We start from the raw sequence: 14926 nt of genomic DNA on the forward strand, positions 1-14926 counted from the left end.
CAGCGCATGCTGCGTGCCGGCACGCGCTAGGCTCCTGCCGATGCCGCAGAGTGGTTGTCGATGAGCCTGAGCTTCGATCCCGATACGATCCCCCTTCCCGTCGGTCATTTCATCGGCGGGGAGTTGATCTCGGCTGAGGACGGGATCGAGATACGCCGCCCGTCGGATGGCAAATCATATGTTGCCTGTCCCGTGGCCGGCATAGACATGGTCGACCGTGCGGTGGAGAGCGCCAAAGCGGCACTGAAGGCCAGCAACTGGGGCGGCGTCCGGCCGCGTGAGCGCACCAAGGCACTCCAGGCCTGGGCCGATCTGATCGAAGCGGAAGCGGCAACGTTGGCGAGGATCGAGGCGCTGTGCTCGACCCGACCCGTCGGCCAGCTTGTCGCCGGCGACATCGCCATTACCGCCGAGCAGATCCGTTTCTTTGCCGAATTCGCCGACAAGGAAGGCGGCGACTTGGCGCCGACCGACGACGGCAGTCTCGGCATGATCATGAGCGAGCCCTATGGCGTGGTTGGTGCGATCACGCCCTGGAATTTTCCCCTGTCGATGGCCGGGTGGAAGCTCGGCCCGGCACTGGCGGCGGGCAACGCGGTTGTGCTGAAGCCCTCCGAGATGACGCCGTTCTCGACCGTCTACATCGCGCAGCTCGCTGTTAGGGCTGGCCTGCCGGCTGGGCTCGTCAACGTGGTCCTGGGCGATGGTCCGACGACCGGCACGGCGCTGACCGGTCATCCCGACATCGCCAAGGTCTCCTTCACCGGCTCGACCCGCGCCGGATCGGCCATCATGGAGAATGTCGCCCGCACCGGCGTCAAGCCGATGACGCTGGAACTCGGCGGCAAGAGCCCGCAGCTCGTCTTTGCCGATGCCGATCTCGACAAGGCGGCCATCGCAATCGCCGGCAGCGTCACCTTCAACGCTGGCCAGGCCTGCGTGGCCGGCACGCGCCTGATCGTCGAGAAGAGCGTGGCCGACAGGCTGACGGCCGCCATCCTGGGAAAGATGAAGGCGGCCCGGCCTGGCCCGACCTGGGATGCGACGACGCAGTACTCCCCCATCATCTCCGAACGACAGCGGGCGCGTATTGGCGGTATCGTGCGGGCAGCGGTCGAGGCCGGCGGCGAATGCCTGACCGGCGGCAACATGATGGACCACGCCGGCTATTTCTACGAGCCGACGCTGATTGGAGGTGTCGACCAGTCCAATCCTGCAATTGTCGAGGAAATCTTCGGCCCGGTCCTTACGGTGCAGACCTTCGAGACCGAGGAAGAGGCGCTGGCGCTGTCCAGCCATTCGACCTACGGGCTGGCTTCCGGCCTGTTCACTTCCGACCTGTCCCGCACCATCCGCTTCGCGCGCAAGCTCGAGGCGGGCACCGTCTGGGTCAACCGTTACAGTCGCTCGCGCGACCATATCCTGCCGACCGGCGGCTACAAGCGTTCCGGCATCGGCAAGGACCTCGGCCGCGAGGCCTATCTCGCCAATCGCAGGACCAAGAGCGTCCTGATCAGCCTCTAGAGAGATGCCGATGAAGTCCTATTCGATCGCCCTGATCCCCGGTGACGGCATCGGCCGCGATGTGACCGCCGCCGCCTGGCCTGTGCTGGAGACGGCGGCCAGGCACGCAGGCTTTGCCCTGGCCGGGACCGATTTCCCCTGGTCCTGCAAGTTCTACAAGGACACTGGGCGTATGATGCCGGAGGACGGCATCGAAACCTTGCGCGGCTTTGACGCCATCTTGCTCGGCGCGGTCGGCTGGCCGATGGAGGTGCCAGATTCCGTCTCGCTTCACGGCCTGCTGCTGCCGATCCGCAAGGCATTCGTGCAATATGCCAACATCCGGCCGCACCGCCTGCTGCCGGGTGTGACAGGGCCGCTGCGAGCCGAGAGCTTCGACATTTTGTGCATTCGTGAGAACACGGAAGGCGAATATTCGGGCGCCGGGGGGCGTGTGCATCAAGGCACTCTGGACGAGGTCGCCGTGGAGACCTCGATCTTCACCCGCGCCGGCGTCGAGCGCATCCTGCGCTTCGGTTTCGAGCAGGCGCGGACACGGCGCTGCAAGCTGGCCTCCGTCACCAAGTCCAACGCGCAGAAATACTCGATGGTGTTCTGGGACGAGATCACGCGAAAGCTGGCTGCGGAGTACTCTGACGTCGCTGTGACCAGCTATCATGTCGACGCGCTGGCCGCGCGCATGATCATGGCGCCGGAGAGCCTCGACGTGATCGTCGCCTCCAACCTGTTCGGCGATATCCTCACCGACATCGGCGCGGCGATCCAGGGCGGGCTCGGCTACGCCGCCTCCGCCAACATCAACCCCGACCGCTCGGCGCCGTCCATGTTCGAGCCGGTGCACGGCTCCGCGCCCGACATCGCGCATCTGGGCATCGCCAACCCGATCGCCACCATATGGTCCGGCGCGATGATGCTGGAACATCTCGGCGAACAGCCGCCGCCCGCCGCATCATGAAAGCCATCGAAGCGACAACCGCGCTCGGCATTGGCACCACTACTGGCAAAGACAGAACGGAGACCATCACGGCCGCCGTCGTGACAGCACTCTCCTGATTGCAAGGTCGTTTTCGATGAAATGCCTGAAAGACGAAGATCTCTTCCGCGAAGCCGGCCTGATCGACGGTAAGTGGGTCGCTGCCGGCTCCGGCAAAACGGTCGATGTGCTCGACCCGGCGACCCAGTCGGCGATCGGCACGGTGCCCGACATGGCCGGTACGGAGACCCGTGCGGCGATAGAGGCCGCGGCTTCCGCCTATCGGGACTGGAGGAAGAAGACCAACGCCGAACGCGCGACGCTCCTGGAAGCATGGCATGGCCTGATGCTGGCGTATCTTGACGATCTGGCGCTGATCCTCACGACGGAACAAGGCAAGCCCCTGGACGAGGCCAAGGGCGAGATCCGCTACGGCGCATCCTTCGTCAAATGGTTTGCCGAGGAAGCGCGCCGCATCAACGGCCACACCATCCCCTCGCCCACATCAGACCGCCGCATCATCGTGCTGAAGGAGCCGGTCGGTGTTTGCGGCATCATCACGCCGTGGAACTTTCCCAACGCGATGATCACCCGCAAGGTCGCGCCGGCGCTGGCCGCCGGCTGCACGGTGGTGATCAAGCCGTCCGAGTTCACGCCCTATTCGGCACTGGCGCTCGGCGTGCTCGCCGAACGGGCCGGCATCCCCCCCGGCGTCATCAACATCGTCACCGGCATGCCGGCCGAGATCGGCAACGAGATCATGGCGAACGAGACGGTTCGCAAGATCTCCTTCACCGGCTCGACGCGAGTCGGTTCGCTGCTCATGCGCGGCGCGGCCGACAGCGTGAAGCGCTTGAGTCTAGAACTCGGCGGCAACGCACCCTTCATCGTTTTCGACGACGCCGATCTCGATCTCGCCGTCGAGGGCGCACTCGTCTCGAAATTCCGCAATGGCGGCCAGACCTGCGTCTGCGCCAACCGCATCCTTGTCCAGGCTGGCGTCTATGAAACCTTCGCCGCGAAGCTCACCGCCCGTGTCAACGCCATGACGGTGGGGCCCGGCACGCAGCCCGGCATCGCGATCGGGCCGATGATCAACATGGCGGCGGTCGAGAAGATCAACCGCCACGTCGAGGACGCGCTCGCCAAGGGTGCCGAGATCGTCACGCAGAAGCCGGCTTTGCCGGAGGGCCTGCAATATGTCGCGCCGCTAGTGCTAACCGGCGCCACGAACGACATGCAGCTTGCCGACGAGGAGACCTTCGGCCCGGTCGCACCGCTTTTCCGTTTCGAGACGGAAGAGGAAGCGATCGCGCTGGCCAACGGCACGCCCTACGGGCTTGCCTCTTACTTCTACACGGAAAATTTGAAACGCGCCTGGCGCGTCGGCGAAGCGCTGGAGTTCGGCATGGTGGGCTTGAACACCGGCTCGGTCTCGATGGAGGTGGCGCCCTTCGGCGGCGTCAAGCAGTCCGGCCTCGGGCGCGAAGGCGCGCAGGCCGGCATAGAGGAATATCTCGAGATGAAGAGCTTTCACATCGGCGGGCTCGGCTGAGGCGATTTTTGCCGAGGCCGGGCCGGATCGGAGGTCACTGGATCCGGTCGAGCGCCTTATAGTAGAGGCCGACAATAGGCAGGAACCAGGGCTTGCCCGAATAGCCTGGGATGGCAGGCCACTCGAGTCCTTTCAGCGGATTGCGGTCGTCGCGGCCGAGCATGGCATCGGCCATGACCATGCCGAGATGGGTGGAAAGCTGCGCGCCGTGGCCGGAATAGCCCATCGCGTACCACTCCCCGTCATGGTAGCCGGCCCGCGGAAAGCGGTCCTTGGTCATGTCGACCAGCCCGCCCCAGCAATAGTCGATCTCGACCCTGGCGAGTTGCGGGAAGATCGTGGCCAGGCTTGCCTGCAATATCTGGCCGCTCCTGGCGTCGGAGCGCTGGTCCGATGTCGCCGAGAAGCGTGCGCGGCCGCCGAAGATCAGGCGATTGTCGGGCGAAAGCCGGAAGTAGTTGCCGATGTTCATCGAGGTCACGCAAGTGCGGTTGCCCGGCATGATCGCGGCGATCTCCGTGTCGCTCAACGGCCGCGTGGCGATGATGAAGCTGCCGACGGAGATGATCCTGCGGCGGAAATAGCCGAAGTCAGGCGTGGTATAGGCGCCGGTCGCCACCAGCACATTGTCGGCGCTGATGCGGCCACGCGACGTGGTCAACTCATGCCTTTTTCCCACCTGCTTGCGATCCGTCACCGCCGCGTTCTCATGGATAATTGCGCCGTGACGGACAGCCGCCGTGGCCAGCCCGGCCACATAGCGGCCCATATGCATCATGGCGCTCTTCTTCGACAGCATCGCGCCATGGAAAGGCGAACCGATTTCGGATTTCAGATCGTCTACCGACAGCAGCGCCGTGTCCGGATCCACCTCGGCATGGAGGGCTTCGAAGTTACGGGCGATCGATGCAAAATGCTGCGGCTTGGAGGCGAGCTTGAGCTTGCCGGCGCGGCGGAAATTGCAATCGATGCCCTCCTCGGCGATCAGCGCCTCGATGGTATCGACGGAGTCGTCGAGCGCCCGGTAGAGCGCGATGGCGCGGTCCTTGCCGAGCTCCGCCTTGGCCGAGAGGTAGCTATGGGCAAGCCCGTTGTTCAGATGCCCGCCATTGCGCCCGGATGCCCCCCAGCCCACGCGCTCCGCTTCCAGCACCGCCACCTTGGCGCCGGCCTTCGCCAATTGGAGCCCGGCGGCGAGACCGGTGAAGCCGCCGCCGATGATGGCGGCATCGTAGTGCCCCTCGACCGGGCCTTGCGTCGCGCCGGAAAATACGGGGGCTGTGTCGTGCCAGTAGGAGACCAGCTTCATCGGCAATCCGCCTGTTTTAGAGACCGACCACGCCTGGAAGGCCCGAAATGTCCGATATCTCGACATAGCCGTAATAGGGGTTGGCCGGTTCGTGACCGCGGTTGACCCAGACCTTGTTCTTGATGCCGAGATCGTGCGCCGACATCAGGTCGTAGCGGAATGAGGACGAGCAGTGAAGAACGTCCTCCGGGCCGCAGCCCAGCCTATCGAACATGTATTCGAAGGCCTTGAAGCGGGGCTTGTAGGCCTGTGCCTGCTCGGCCGTATAGACGGCATGGAAGGGCGCGCCGAGCTTCTCGACGTTGGACATGATCTGCGCATTCATGGCGTTGGACAGGATGACCAGCGGAATTTCTTTGGCGACCTTTGCCAAGCCGGCCGGGACATCCGCGTGAGGCCCCCAGGTCGGCACACGCTCATAGACCATCTTGGCGTCGTCGGAGCTGAAGGCAACGCCATTACGCTTGCAGGTGCGCTCGAGCGCGTTGTGGACGACGTCGGCATAGGGCTTCCAGTCGCCCAGGATCTCGTCGAGCCGGTACGCCGCGAAGTTCTTGATGAACTCCTGCATGCGCGGCTCGTCGAGCCGGCTGCCATAGAGGTCGCGCGCCGCTTCCGCCATCTGGAAGAAGGTCAACGTGCCATAGCAGTCGAAGGTGATATATTTGGGCCTGAAAGAAGCCATGTCCGTCGATCTCCGGTGGAAGCACTTCCGCGTTGGGACGTATTTCATCATAGGCTGGCAGGCGGCGAGCCACCTGACCGAAATAGCCTTCCCGAAAGCAGAAAGTTTCGTATCCGCCTGCTGGTTTGGCACGCTGTAGCATCCCGACGGTCAATGGGCCTGCCTTCCTCGACCTGAAGCGCATCCGCCACGGGCGGCGCCAGCACAAGATGCGGCGCACCGCTTACGCTACGGCGAAAGATGTCGCCGAAGCCAGCGCCTTCAGACGATCTGCGGCGCGCCGATGGTCGAGACTTACGGCAGACGGAAGGGTGCCTCATGCAGCAGGAAGAGATCGAACTCCGAGCGTTCGGGCCGGACCATATCGAGGGCGCGGTGGCGCTTTCGCGTCAGGAGAACTGGCCGCATCGTCCGCAGGACTGGCAGATGGCGTTGCAACTCTCCAGCGGCGCGGTCGCGCTCGGCGACCACGGCCAGGTCACCGGGACCATCCTGGTCACACCCTATGGCGATGAATGCGCCATGATCAACATGGTGATTGTCGACAGGAATGTGCGAGGCAAAGGGCTCGGTCGCCGGCTGATGGAACAGGCGTTCGCCCTTGCCGAAGATCGTCCGCTGCGACTTGTCGCGACGCGGGAGGGCATGCCTCTCTACGAGAGACTGGGCTTTGTGCCCTCCGGCACGGTCGTGCAGCATCAGGGCCATGTCGCGGAACTCGATGCGCCTGCCGGGGTGGAGGCCGCGGCCACCGTCGACCTGCCGGAAATCAAGGCGATGGACCGCGACGCCTATGGCGCGGACCGTGAAGCTCTGATCGATGCGCTTGCCGAGCGCGGGGAATTCGCCGTCGTCCGCCGCAACGGCGCCATCGAGGCCTATGCGGCGATCCGCCCGTTTGGACGCGGCGAGGTGATCGGCCCCGTGATCGCCGGAAGTGTCGAGGACGCCAAGAGCCTGATCAGCTTTTTCGCCGCGTCGCGCCCCGGTGCCTTCCTGCGCGTGGATACCGACAGCAGGAGCGGCATCGCCGATTGGCTCACGGAAATCGGCCTCGCCCATGTCGGCGGCGGCGTGACCATGGACCGTCCGTCCAGGCCGGACGCGGCACAGGCGCGGCCAAAAGTTTACGCACTCGCCAACCAGGCGCTCGGCTAGAGCCGGATGATTTCGGATCGAGTCGATCCGAAGTCTGAATCCGGCTCTAAATCAAAGGGATAGAGCATGATGTCGTCCGAAAACCGCTTCACGCTTTTCGGCGTCATGCTCTAGCCGGAGGTATCAATGCTCGCCAATTCCCTGATCGAACTCGACCGCGCCCATCTTATTCATCCGGTTTCGTCATATCGCGGCCACGAGGCGCTTGGCGTGCGTGTGCTGAAATCGGCAAAGGGTGCGACCGTGACCGATGCGTCCGGCAAGCAGCTCGTCGACGGTTTCGCAGGATTGTGGTGCGTCAACGCAGGCTACGGTCATGACAGTATCGTCGAGGCGGCGGCACGGCAGATGCGCGAACTTCCCTACGCTACCGCCTATTTCGATCTCGGCTCGGAACCGGCCATCCGCCTCGCCTCGGAGCTGGCCGAGCGTGCGCCTGGAGATCTCAATCACGTCTATTTCACGCTCGGCGGATCGGACGCGGTCGACAGCACGATCCGTTTCGTCCGCTACTACTGGAACGCCAAGGGCGAGCCGCAGCGCGACCAGTTCATTTCGATCGAGCAGGGCTATCACGGATCGTCGGTGGTCGGTGCCGGCCTGACCGCGCTGCCCGCTTTTCACGCCGGCTTCGGCATCCCTTTTGAATGGCAGCACAAGATTCCGTCCCCCTATCCCTATCGAAACCCGGCCGGCGAAGACGGGAACGCGATCATCGCAGCCTCGCTCACCGCGTTGAAGACCAAGATCGAGGAGATTGGGCCGGAGCGGGTCGCCGCCTTCTATGCTGAGCCGATCCAGGGCTCGGGCGGTGTCATCGTCCCCCCGAAAGGCTGGATCAAGGCGATCCGCGAACTTTGCCGGGCGTACGGCATCCTGTTCATCGCCGACGAGGTGATCACCGGGTTCGGCCGCACGGGACCACTGTTCGCCTGCACGGAAGAGGACATCGTTCCCGATCTCATGACGACGGCCAAGGGCCTGACCTCGGGCTATGTTCCGATGGGCGCGGTGTTCATGGCCGACCATGTCTACGACGTGATCGCCGATGGCGCGGGCGCTTCGGCGGTCGGTCACGGCTACACCTACTCCGCCCATCCCGTCAGCGCCGCCGTCGCGCTCGAAGTGTTGAAGCTCTATGAGAATGGACTTTTGGAGAACGGCATCAAGGCCGGCGCACGCCTGATGGCGGGATTGGCCGGCCTGAGGGATCATCCGCTCGTCGGCGAGGTGCGCGGTCGTGGCATGCTTGCCGCAGTAGAGCTGGTGACCGACAAGCAGAAGAAGACGCCGCTTCCGGCCTCGGCCATGCCGGCGCGGCGGGTCTTCGACAGGGCGTGGGACAATGGCCTGATCATCCGCGCCTTCGCGCATGGAGTCCTCGGCTACGCGCCGCCGCTGTGCTGTACCGACAGCGATATCGATGCGATCATCGACCGCACGCGCCGAACGCTGGACCAGACGCTGGACGATCCCGATGTCCGCCAAGCTCTGGCATGAGGGGCAGCGAAATATGTCGGGTTTCGAAATATCGCCGGGGCAGACGATTTCGCAATTTTGTGCCGCGCACTTGCGCCTTTTCGGCAAATCCAGCGCGAGGGAAGTGCCAGACTGCAGCTAAGACAAGGCCAGAAAGCCCGATTTTCCGGGCCTTCGGAAACGGCCGACGCCCCGGGCAGCACGGAATTTTGTTCTGTTCAGCACATGCATTTCGGCAGCGCAGAGGAGAGCCAGTCTTGGCCAGGGGCTTTAGCAAATTCAAATACATGACCTTCGATGTGGTCGGCACGCTGATCGACTTTGAAGGCGGCATTACGACCTGCCTGGCTGGCATTGCCGCCGAGGCCGGCGTCTCGATCGACGGCGAAGAGGCGCTGGCCCTTTACCGGCAGGCCCGCTACATGCCCGATGCAGGCCTGTTTCCCGACGATCTCGTTCGTGTCTACGGGGTCATCGCGCCGCAGCTCGGCCTGCCGGCCGAGGAGAAATACGGCATCCGTCTGCGGGATTCTGCCAAGCTCTGGAAAGGCTTCCCCGACAGCGCGGCGGCAATGGCAGACCTTGCGAAGTCGCACAGACTGATCGCCATGACAAATGCACGGCGCTGGGCGCTCGAACATTTCGAAAAGCAGCTCGGATTGCCCTTTTTCGCCACCTTCACGGCAGACGATACAGGCACCGAGAAACCCGACCCGGCCTTTTTTCAGAAGGTCTTCGACTTCGTGGCTGTCCGTGGCGACAGCAAGGACGACATCCTGCACGTCGCGCAAAGCCAGTACCACGACATCGGCATATCCCGGGCGCTTGGCATGACCAATTGCTGGATCGAGCGCCGGCATGCGCAGAACGGCTATGGCGGCACGATCGAGCCTGAGCGCTTCACCGTGCCGGACCACCACTTCACCTCGATGGCAGCCTTGGCGGCGGCCGTGCGGGAAAGCCTGAAGGAACGAACCTAAGCCATGCCGGAAAGCGCGCGGCAAGACGGGCATCCGGACCGAGAAATCAACAGAAAGGGGAATGACATGACCGACAAGATCACCAACTGGACCAGCGCAGACGATGCCATGGTCGAAAGCGCCATTCGGCGGGGCGCGAGCCGCCGCGAACTCCTCAAGATGCTGCTGGCCGGCGGCGCCGCGGTTGCCGCGGGCAGCTTGGTGCTCGGACGAGCGACCCAAGCCGTCGCCGCCACGCCTGTTTCCGGCGGAAATTTGAAGGCGGCCGGCTGGTCGTCCTCGACCGCCGATACGCTCGACCCGGCAAAGGCGTCGCTCTCCACCGACTATGTCCGCTGCTGCTCGCTCTACAACCGCCTCACCTTCCTCGACAAGGACGGCGTCACGCAGATGGAACTGGCCGAGAGTTTCGACAGCAAGGACGCCAAGACCTGGACCGTGAAGCTACGCAAGGGCGTTACCTTTCACGACGGCAAGGACCTCACCGCCGACGACGTCGTCTTCTCGCTGAAGCGCCATCTCGACAAAGCGGTCGGCTCCAAGGTCGCCAAGATCGCCGCGCAGATGACCGGCTTCAAGGCGGTCGACAAATCGACCGTCGAGATCACGCTCGCCGACCCGAACGCCGACCTTCCGACCATCCTTTCGCTGCATCACTTCATGATCGTCGCCGACGGCACCACCGACTTCTCCAAGGGCAACGGCACCGGCGCCTTCGTGCTGCAGACGTTCGAACCGGGCGTGCGGTCCGTCGTCACCAAGAACAAGAACTACTGGAAGTCGGGCAAGCCCTATCTGGACTCCTTCGAGTTCATCGCCATCAGCGACGACAGTGCCCGCGTCAACGCCCTGCTTTCCGGTGACATCAATTTCGCGGCCTCGATCAATCCGCGCGCCATGAAGCTCATCGGGGGCCAGCCGGGCTTTGAACTCTCGAAGACGACTTCGGGCAACTATACGGATCTCAACATCCGGCTCGACATGGACCCGGGCAACAAGGCCGACTTCGTGGCCGGCATGAAGTATCTCGTCAACCGCGAGCAGATCGTCAAATCGGCACTGCGCGGCCTCGGTGAAATCGGCAACGACCAGCCTGTCTCGCCGGCGAACATCTTCCACAATGCCGACCTTAAGCCGAAGGCTTTCGACCCCGACAAGGCGAAGTTCCACTTCCAGAAGGCGGGCCTGCTCGGCCAGTCAATCCCGGTGGTCGCGTCCGACGCCGCGACCTCGTCGATCGACATGGCTGTCATCATCCAGGCCGCCGGCGCCGACATCGGCATGAAGCTCGACGTGCAGCGCGTCCCGGCAGACGGCTACTGGGACAATTACTGGCTCAAAGCGCCGGTCCATTTCGGCAATATCAATCCGCGCCCGACACCGGACATCCTGTTCTCGCTCCTTTATGCCTCCAACGCGCCCTGGAACGAGAGCCAGTACAAGTCCCCGAAGTTCGACAAGCTGCTGATCGAGGCGCGCGGCTCGCTCGACCAGGCCAAGCGCAAGGAAATCTACAACCAGATGCAGGCCATGGTCTCCGAGGAGGCGGGCACCATCATCCCGGCCTACATTTCCAACGTCGATGCCCTATCCAGCAAGGTGAAGGGTTTGGAGGCGAACCCGCTTGGTGGCATGATGGGCTACGCAATGGCCGAACACCTGTGGCTCGAAGCCTGAGAGGGTCCTACCGGGGACCGGACAGCCGGTCCCCGGCACCTATTGCGCAACTTGGCTTGGCCGAACGCAACCGCAGGAGCGCTTCCATGACGTCTGGGGTTCTGAACCTCGTGTTGAAGCGGCTGGCGATCGCGGTCGTCACCCTTCTGATCGTCCTGTTCGCGGTTTTCTTCGCCACCAGTATGCTGCCTGGCGACACCGCGTCGATCCTGCTCGGCCAGGCGGCGACCCCCGAAGCGGTCGCCGGTCTGCGCGAGGCCATGCATCTCAACGATCCAGCGATCCTGCGCTTCCTGCTCTGGCTCGTGGGCCTGCTGCACGGCGACCTCGGCACGTCCTACGCCAACAATATGCCCGTCGCGGCACTGATTGGCGGACGCCTGCTCAACACAATGGAGCTCGCAGGCATCACCACGCTGCTCTCGGTGCCGCTGGCGCTGATGCTCGGCATCACCGCCGCGATGCTGCGGGGTTCCGTCTACGACCGCACCGTCACCATCCTTTCGATCGGCATCATCTCCGTACCGGAATTCATGGTCGCGACTCTCGCGGTGCTGCTGTTCGCCGTCTATCTCAGATGGCTACCTGCGTTGTCCTCGGTCAACGAGGCTCATTCGCTGACCGACCTCTTGCGCATTTATGCGATGCCTGTGATCACGCTTACCTTCGTCATCTCCGCCCAGATGATCCGCATGACCCGCGCCGCGGTGATCGAAACGCTCTCCACGCCTTATGTCGAGATGGCGCTTCTCAAGGGTGCTTCGCGCAGCCGCATGGTGCTGAAGCACGCGCTTCCCAATGCGCTCGGGCCGATCGTCAACGCGGTCGCGCTGTCGCTGTCCTACCTGGTCGGCGGCGTCATCATCGTTGAGACGATCTTCAACTATCCCGGCATCGCCAAGCTGATGGTTGACGCGGTCGCGACCCGCGACCTGCCGCTGATCCAGAGCTGTGCGATGATCTTCTGCCTCGGCTATCTCCTGCTCATCACTGCGGCCGACATCGTCGCCATCATGTCCAACCCGAGGCTCAGATGATGGTGGCGCACGTGGCAGCTTCCCGACGATCCTTCCTTGGCCACAGCTACAATCTCGTGGGCGTGATCGCCGCGCTGGTCATCCTGGCATGGACGCTGATTGCCATCTTCGCGCCCTACATCATTCCCCATTCGATCGGCGACATCGTCGACGACGATTATTTCGGCCCGATGCGCCAGGGGCTGTGGCTCGGCTCGGACTATCTGGGGCGCGACATGCTCTCGCGGGTGCTGATGGGCGCGCGCTATACCGTCGGCATATCGCTTGCCGCCGTCGTCATCGCCTGCTTTTCCGGTGTCGTGCTCGGCATGATCGCGGCCGTCACCGGCGGCTGGCTCGACACCTGCCTCAGCCGCTTCCTCGACGCCATGAACTCCATTCCCAGCAAGCTGTTCGGCCTTGTTGTCGTTGCGGCGGTCGGCTCATCGATCCCAGTGTTGATCCTGACGCTCGCCGTCATCTATACCCCGGGCGCCTACCGGTTCGCACGGGCGCTCGCCGTCAACATCAACACCATGGACTTCATGACCGTCGCCCGTGTCCGTGGCGAAAGCACCATCTATCTCATCGGGTCCGAAATTCTGCCCAACATCATCCGCCCGGTGCTGGCCGATTTCGGCCTGCGCTTCGTCTTCATCGTGCTGTTGCTCTCCGGCCTGTCCTTCCTCGGGCTTGGGCTGCAGCCGCCGCTTGCCGACTGGGGCGCGCTGGTGCGGGAGAATATCGGCGGCCTGCCTTTCGCGGCGCCCGCCGTCATCGTGCCCTCGCTGGCGATCGCCAGCCTCACCATCAGCGTCAACCTGCTGATCGACAATTTGCCGAAGAAGATCAGGGACAGGGACGCATGACCAATCTCGTTGAGGTCAGGAACCTGAAGATCGAGGCAACGACCGATGCCGGGCGGATTGTCGAAATCATCAAAGGCGTCAGCCTCGATATCGCCGACGGCGAGATCGTCGCACTCATCGGCGAGAGCGGCTCCGGCAAGACGACAGTGGCGCTCTCGCTGATGGGACACGCCCGGCCAGGCTGCCGGATCACCGGCGGCGAGATCAACGTCAACGGCAAGAACATGGCAGCACTTTCCGAAAAGGAGCGCGCCAAATTACGCGGCACCGACATCGCCTATGTTCCGCAAAGTGCCGCCGCGTCCTTCAACCCCGCGTCCACGATCATGGAGCAGGTGATCGAGGTGACACGGATCCACAGACTGATGCCTCCCGAACAGGCTCGAAAGCGCGCGGTCGCGTTGTTCAAGGCCTTGTCGCTGCCGGATCCCGATGGGATCGGCGCCCGTTATCCGCACCAGGTTTCGGGCGGACAATTGCAGCGGCTGTCGGCGGCCATGGCGCTCATCGGCGATCCCAAGTTGGTCATATTCGACGAGCCGACCACAGCCCTCGACGTGACGACGCAGATCGACGTGCTGAAGGCGTTCAAGTCGGTGATGCGGGCGGGCGGCATAGCGGGCGTCTACGTTTCCCACGACCTCGCGGTCGTCGCCCAGATCGCCGACCATATCGTTGTGTTGAAGGGTGGCGAAGTGCAGGAGACCGGCACCACGGCTCAAATCCTTTCGGCTGCCCAGCACCCCTATACGCGCGAACTGTTGGCCGCGTTCGAACCGAAGCGGCGGCAAGCGCATGCGGATGCGAATGCGGCTACCAGGCAGTTGCTGCGCATCGACGATTTGACGGCCGGCTACGGCGCGGTTCGGGATGACGGACTGCCCCTCATCCGCGCCGTCAACTCCGTCAGCCTGGTCGTGGAGAAGGGGCGCAATCTCGGTATCATCGGCGAATCCGGCTGCGGAAAATCGACGCTGGCGCGGGTGATCGCCGGCATCCATCCGGCGGCCGCCGGAGAGATCGTCTTCGACGGCAAGGAACTGCAGCGCGCGGCGGGGAAGCGCAGCCAGGACCAGCTGCGCGAGATGCAGATCGTGTTTCAGTATGCTGATACCGCGCTCAATCCGGCCAAGCCGGTGGAAGACATCATCGCCCGTCCGCTGGCCTTCTATCACGGGCTCGACAGACAGACGCGGTCGAAGCGCGTCGACCAACTGCTCGACATGGTGCGCCTGCCCAAGGCGCTGCGCTACCGCCATCCATCGGAGCTCTCGGGCGGCCAGAAGCAGCGGGTGAACTTCGCGCGCGCGCTGGCAGCCGACCCCAAGCTGATCATCTGCGACGAAATCGCCTCGGCCCTCGACACGGTGGTGGCGTCCGCGGTGATCGAGCTGCTCAAGGAGCTGCAACGCGAGCTGGGGCTCTCCTATATCTTCATCAGCCATGACCTGTCGGTCGTCGAGGCCATCTGCGACGAGATCATGGTCATGTATAATGGGCAGCGCGTGGAGCAGATCACGCCCGACAAGGTCAAGGCGGCTACCCACCCCTATTCCAAGCTTCTGTTCTCCTCGGTGCCGAAACTCGATCCCACCTGGCTCGACGGCCTCGTCCGCGATCCCGAACTGGTCAGCCAGTACGGCCACCGCTGACTACCTCGGAAACAGACTGGGCAGCGGCATCGAGGTCAGCCAGCATGCC

12 protein-coding genes and 1 pseudogene are annotated in these 14926 nt (G+C 63.7%); 11 read left to right on the forward strand and 2 right to left on the reverse strand.

Annotated features, from left to right (window positions below):
• The first annotated feature begins 60 nt into the window (after positions 1–60).
• The 3 genes and pseudogenes from FJ970_RS28490 to FJ970_RS28500 all read left to right on the forward strand — a co-directional run bounded on the left by FJ970_RS28490 (position 61) and on the right by FJ970_RS28500 (position 4052).
• Positions 61–1524: an aldehyde dehydrogenase family protein gene (locus FJ970_RS28490; protein WP_140756952.1), complete on the forward strand. Its 1464-nt coding sequence runs from the start codon at positions 61–63 to the stop codon at positions 1522–1524.
• A gap of 10 nt (positions 1525–1534) precedes the next feature.
• Positions 1535–2577: pseudogene (locus FJ970_RS28495) on the forward strand (tartrate dehydrogenase).
• A gap of 17 nt (positions 2578–2594) precedes the next feature.
• Positions 2595–4052 carry an NAD-dependent succinate-semialdehyde dehydrogenase gene (locus FJ970_RS28500; RefSeq protein ID WP_140756950.1) on the forward strand — a complete coding sequence of 486 codons (1458 nt, stop codon included), beginning with the start codon at positions 2595–2597 and terminating at the stop codon, positions 4050–4052.
• A 34-nt stretch (positions 4053–4086) separates the two neighbouring features.
• Here the strand turns inward: FJ970_RS28500 and FJ970_RS28505 are convergent, their stop codons facing one another.
• Together FJ970_RS28505 and FJ970_RS28510 are read right to left on the reverse strand one after the other, a co-directional pair.
• Positions 4087–5361, reverse strand: a complete 1275-nt coding sequence (locus FJ970_RS28505; RefSeq protein ID WP_140756948.1) for an NAD(P)/FAD-dependent oxidoreductase — start codon at positions 5359–5361, stop codon at positions 4087–4089.
• Between the two features lie 16 nt (positions 5362–5377).
• On the reverse strand, positions 5378–6046 hold the full coding sequence (locus FJ970_RS28510; RefSeq protein WP_140756946.1) for a haloacid dehalogenase type II: 669 nt from the start codon (positions 6044–6046) through the stop codon (positions 5378–5380).
• On the opposite strand from FJ970_RS28510, the gene FJ970_RS28515 reads away from it, so the two are divergent.
• The 8 genes from FJ970_RS28515 (at position 6045) to FJ970_RS28550 (ending at position 14877) form a co-directional block, all read left to right on the forward strand.
• Positions 6045–6185, forward strand: a complete 141-nt coding sequence (locus FJ970_RS28515) for a hypothetical protein (protein ID WP_181178383.1) — start codon at positions 6045–6047, stop codon at positions 6183–6185. The two genes, FJ970_RS28510 and FJ970_RS28515, sit on opposite strands and share 2 nt — an antisense overlap.
• A 179-nt stretch (positions 6186–6364) precedes the next feature.
• On the forward strand, positions 6365–7204 hold the full coding sequence (locus FJ970_RS28520) for a GNAT family N-acetyltransferase (RefSeq protein ID WP_140756943.1): 840 nt from the start codon (positions 6365–6367) through the stop codon (positions 7202–7204).
• A gap of 126 nt (positions 7205–7330) precedes the next feature.
• The gene (locus FJ970_RS28525; protein ID WP_140756941.1) at positions 7331–8704 is read left to right on the forward strand and encodes an aspartate aminotransferase family protein; all 1374 of its coding nucleotides are present in this window, start codon (positions 7331–7333) and stop codon (positions 8702–8704) included.
• Between the two features lie 266 nt (positions 8705–8970).
• Positions 8971–9663: an HAD-IA family hydrolase gene (locus FJ970_RS28530; protein ID WP_415752053.1), complete on the forward strand. Its 693-nt coding sequence runs from the start codon at positions 8971–8973 to the stop codon at positions 9661–9663.
• A gap of 66 nt (positions 9664–9729) precedes the next feature.
• Positions 9730–11340 carry an ABC transporter substrate-binding protein gene (locus tag FJ970_RS28535; protein ID WP_140756937.1) on the forward strand — a complete coding sequence of 537 codons (1611 nt, stop codon included), beginning with the start codon at positions 9730–9732 and terminating at the stop codon, positions 11338–11340.
• Between the two features lie 86 nt (positions 11341–11426).
• A complete protein-coding gene (locus FJ970_RS28540) occupies positions 11427–12377 on the forward strand; it encodes an ABC transporter permease (protein ID WP_140756935.1) in 951 nt (316 codons plus the stop codon).
• Positions 12374–13225: an ABC transporter permease gene (locus tag FJ970_RS28545; protein WP_140756933.1), complete on the forward strand. Its 852-nt coding sequence runs from the start codon at positions 12374–12376 to the stop codon at positions 13223–13225. The genes FJ970_RS28540 and FJ970_RS28545 overlap by 4 nt, the downstream gene beginning before the upstream one ends.
• A complete protein-coding gene (locus FJ970_RS28550) occupies positions 13222–14877 on the forward strand; it encodes an ABC transporter ATP-binding protein (RefSeq protein ID WP_140756931.1) in 1656 nt (551 codons plus the stop codon). Before FJ970_RS28545 ends, FJ970_RS28550 begins: the two co-directional genes overlap by 4 nt.
• The last annotated feature ends 49 nt before the right edge of the window (positions 14878–14926 follow it).

The organism is Mesorhizobium sp. B2-1-8, from assembly GCF_006442545.2.
GTDB lineage: Bacteria > Pseudomonadota > Alphaproteobacteria > Rhizobiales > Rhizobiaceae > Mesorhizobium.

Coding starts and splice junctions, on each gene's coding strand:
- FJ970_RS28530 (WP_415752053.1), top strand. CDS start 8,971: ATGACCTTCGATGTGGTCGGCACGCTGATCGACTTTGAAGGCGGCATT.
- FJ970_RS28510 (WP_140756946.1), bottom strand. CDS start 6,046: ATGGCTTCTTTCAGGCCCAAATATATCACCTTCGACTGCTATGGCACG.
- FJ970_RS28545 (WP_140756933.1), top strand. CDS start 12,374: ATGATGGTGGCGCACGTGGCAGCTTCCCGACGATCCTTCCTTGGCCAC.
- FJ970_RS28515 (WP_181178383.1), top strand. CDS start 6,045: ATGTCCGTCGATCTCCGGTGGAAGCACTTCCGCGTTGGGACGTATTTC.
- FJ970_RS28525 (WP_140756941.1), top strand. CDS start 7,331: ATGCTCGCCAATTCCCTGATCGAACTCGACCGCGCCCATCTTATTCAT.
- FJ970_RS28540 (WP_140756935.1), top strand. CDS start 11,427: ATGACGTCTGGGGTTCTGAACCTCGTGTTGAAGCGGCTGGCGATCGCG.
- FJ970_RS28550 (WP_140756931.1), top strand. CDS start 13,222: ATGACCAATCTCGTTGAGGTCAGGAACCTGAAGATCGAGGCAACGACC.
- FJ970_RS28490 (WP_140756952.1), top strand. CDS start 61: ATGAGCCTGAGCTTCGATCCCGATACGATCCCCCTTCCCGTCGGTCAT.
- FJ970_RS28520 (WP_140756943.1), top strand. CDS start 6,365: ATGCAGCAGGAAGAGATCGAACTCCGAGCGTTCGGGCCGGACCATATC.
- FJ970_RS28535 (WP_140756937.1), top strand. CDS start 9,730: ATGACCGACAAGATCACCAACTGGACCAGCGCAGACGATGCCATGGTC.
- FJ970_RS28505 (WP_140756948.1), bottom strand. CDS start 5,361: ATGAAGCTGGTCTCCTACTGGCACGACACAGCCCCCGTATTTTCCGGC.
- FJ970_RS28500 (WP_140756950.1), top strand. CDS start 2,595: ATGAAATGCCTGAAAGACGAAGATCTCTTCCGCGAAGCCGGCCTGATC.